The 3,027-nt window shown below is 55.2% G+C and carries 2 rRNA genes; both read right to left on the bottom strand.

The features are described 5' to 3' along the window. A 5S ribosomal RNA gene (rrf, locus tag ABD837_RS25110) occupies positions 1-67 on the bottom strand; the annotation flags it as partial. Positions 68-156: 89 nt separating this feature from the next. Beyond that, positions 157-3,027 (bottom strand): 23S ribosomal RNA (locus ABD837_RS24845); the annotation flags it as partial.

Raw genomic sequence — 3,027 nt, 5'->3', positions numbered from 1 at the left:
GCGCACCGGGGCTTAACGGCTCTGTTCGGAATGGGAAGAGGTGAACACCCGGGCTAAAGCCACCATTGCTGGCGGGTCACTGCGTGTTCGTGCAGGACTCAATAACTCGACGTAAGGGGACAAAAACGAAGCGCACGGTGCGCACTCAACGACAATCAAGAGAAGCCCTCGGCCACTTAGTACGGCTCAGCTATTCGGTTTCCCGTTTTTCACCTGCCGCCTATCAACGTCGTCATCTCCGACGGGCCTTCAATTGGGAAATCTCATCTCCAGGTGAGTTTCGCACTTAGATGCTTTCAGCGCTTATCTCGTCCCAGCGTAGCTACCCGGCGCTGCACCTGGCGGTACAACCGGCGCACCAGCGGCTGGTCCATCCCGGTCCTCTCGTACTAAGGACAGGTCCTGTCAAATTTCCAACGCCCACCACAGATAGGGACCGAACTGTCTCACGACGTTCTGAACCCAGCTCGCGTGCCACTTTAATCGGCGAACAGCCGAACCCTTGGGACCTTCTCCAGCCCCAGGACGTGACGAGCCGACATCGAGGTGCCAAACCTCCCCGTCGATATGAGCTCTTGGGGGAGATCAGCCTGTTATCCCCGGCGTACCTTTTATCCTTTGAGCGATGGCCCTTCCATGCGGAACCACCGGATCACTATATCCGTCTTTCGACCCTGCTCGGCTAGTCGGCCTCACAGTCAAGCCCGCTTCTGCTATTGCGCTCTGCGTCCGGTTACCAAGCGGACTGAGCGGACCTTTGAAAGCCTCCGATACTCTTTTGGAGGCGACCACCCCAGTCAAACTACCCAGCAGCCACTGTCTCCCGGAATCCGGGATTAGGCATCAGGCACGGCAAGGGCGGTATTTCAACGTCGGCTCCCCGAGAACTAGCGTCCCCGGCTCAGCGCCTCCCGCCTATGCTACACATGCCGAACCCAACACCAATGGCAACCTATAGTAAAGGTGCACGGGGTCTTTCCGTCCCGTGGCGGGTACTCGGCATCTTCACCGAGACTACAATTTCACCGAGCTCACGGCTGAGACAGCGCCCAGATCGTTACACCATTCGTGCAGGTCGGAACTTACCCGACAAGGAATTTCGCTACCTTAGGACCGTTATAGTTACGGCCGCCGTTTACCGGGGCTTCGATTCAAACCTTCGCCTTGCGACTAAGTTCCCCTCTTAACCTTCCGGCACCGGGCAGGTGTCAGACCTTATACGTCCGCTTGCGCGTTAGCAAAGTCATGTGTTTTTGTTAAACAGTCGCCTGGGCCTTTTCACTGCGGCTTCTCGGCTTGCACCGAGGAAGCGACCCTTCTCCCGAAGTTACAGGTCCATTTTGCCGAGTTCCTTGGCCGTGATTCACTCGAGCGCCTCAGGATACTCTCCTTGACTACCTGTGTCGGTTTGCGGTACGGGTGATAAATGAGTTAAAACGCTTAGCAGGTTTTCTTGGCAGTCGGATTAGGCACACTATCCGCGTGACCCGAAGGTCGTACGGTACTATCAGCTTTCGGCTAGGTCCGCGTACTTAACTACGGTCCCAATACCTACGGCCTTCAACGGGCACTTCCGTCCGCCCGCGGTGCTTTCACTTCTGCGTCACTGCATCACTTTCATTCATCAGTACAGGAATATTAACCTGCTGTCCATCGAGTTCACCTTTCGGCTGCCCCTTAGGTCCCGACTAACCCAATTCCGATTAGCGTTGAATTGGAAACCTTAGTCTATCGGCGTGCGGGTTTCTCACCCGCATTATCGTTACTCATGCCTACATATGCTTTTCTCCACGCTCCAACACGCCTGACGACGCGCCTTCACCGCAAGGAGAATGCTCCCCTACCACGTGATGGTCTTTCACATCACATCCAAAGCTTCGGTACTAGATTTGATGCCCGCGTATTATCGATGCCCGGTCGCTCGACCAGTGAGCTGTTACGCACTCTTTAAAGGAATGGCTGCTTCCAAGCCAACCTCCTGGCTGTCAAAGCAACTGGACCTCCTTTGTTCAACTTAATCTAGATTTAGGGACCTTAGCTGTTGGTCTGGGTTCTTTCCCTCTCGGCCGGGGACCTTAGCACCCCAGGCCTCACTGCCGGCTATAGCCAGTGGCATTCGGAGTTCATCAGGATTCGGTAGGCTCTGACACCCCCTAGTCCTATTGGTAGCTCTACCTCCACTGACCTCAACGCCGACGCTGTACCTCAATACATTTCGGGGAGTACGAGCTATTTCTCAGTTTGATTGGCCTTTCACCCCTACCCTCAAGTCATCCAAATCCTTTTCAACGGAAACTGGTTCGGTCCTCCAGTGCCTGTTACGGCACCTTCAACCTGCTCAAGGGTAGCTCACAAAGTTTCGCGTCTACCCCCCCCGACTGCGCGCCCTGTTCAGACTCGCTTTCGCTGCGGCTCCGCGCCTTGAAGCGCTTAACCTTGCCGGGGAGGAGTAACTCGTAGGCTCATTATGCAAAAGGCACGCTATCAGCCCACTAAAGGCCTCTAACTGCTTGTAAGCACACGGTTTCAGGTTCTTTTCACTCCGGTATTCCCGGTTCTTTTCACCTTTCCCTCACGGTACTAGTTCACTATCGGTGTCTCAGGAGTATGTAGCCTTAGCGGATGGTGCCGCTCGATTCAGACGGGGTTTCTCCGGCCCCGCCCTACTCAGGATCCCACTACCGTGAATCAGAATTGTCGCTTACCGGGCTCTCACCGTCTATGGCCTGCTTTCCCAAGCAGTTCAGCTAACTCGATTCAATCAGATGTCGTGGTCCTACAACCCCGGATTGGCCGTAACCAACCCGGTTTGGGCTCCTCCCCGTTCGCTCGCCACTACTTGGGGAATCATTGTTATTTTCTTTTCCTGCAGGTACTTAGATGTTTCAGTTCCCTGCGTTTGCCGCCGCCAGTCAAGCTGGTCGGCTCCTGACTCTTCCAGTCAGGGGGTTGCCCCATTCGGAAATCGTGGGATTAACGGGTATGTGCCCCTCCCCCACGCTTATCGCAGCTTATCGCGTCCTTCGT

The sequence above is a fragment of the Hymenobacter glaciei genome, from assembly GCF_039539585.1.
Lineage (GTDB): Bacteria > Bacteroidota > Bacteroidia > Cytophagales > Hymenobacteraceae > Hymenobacter > Hymenobacter glaciei.
This window is presented reverse-complemented; position numbering and strand designations above follow the sequence as displayed.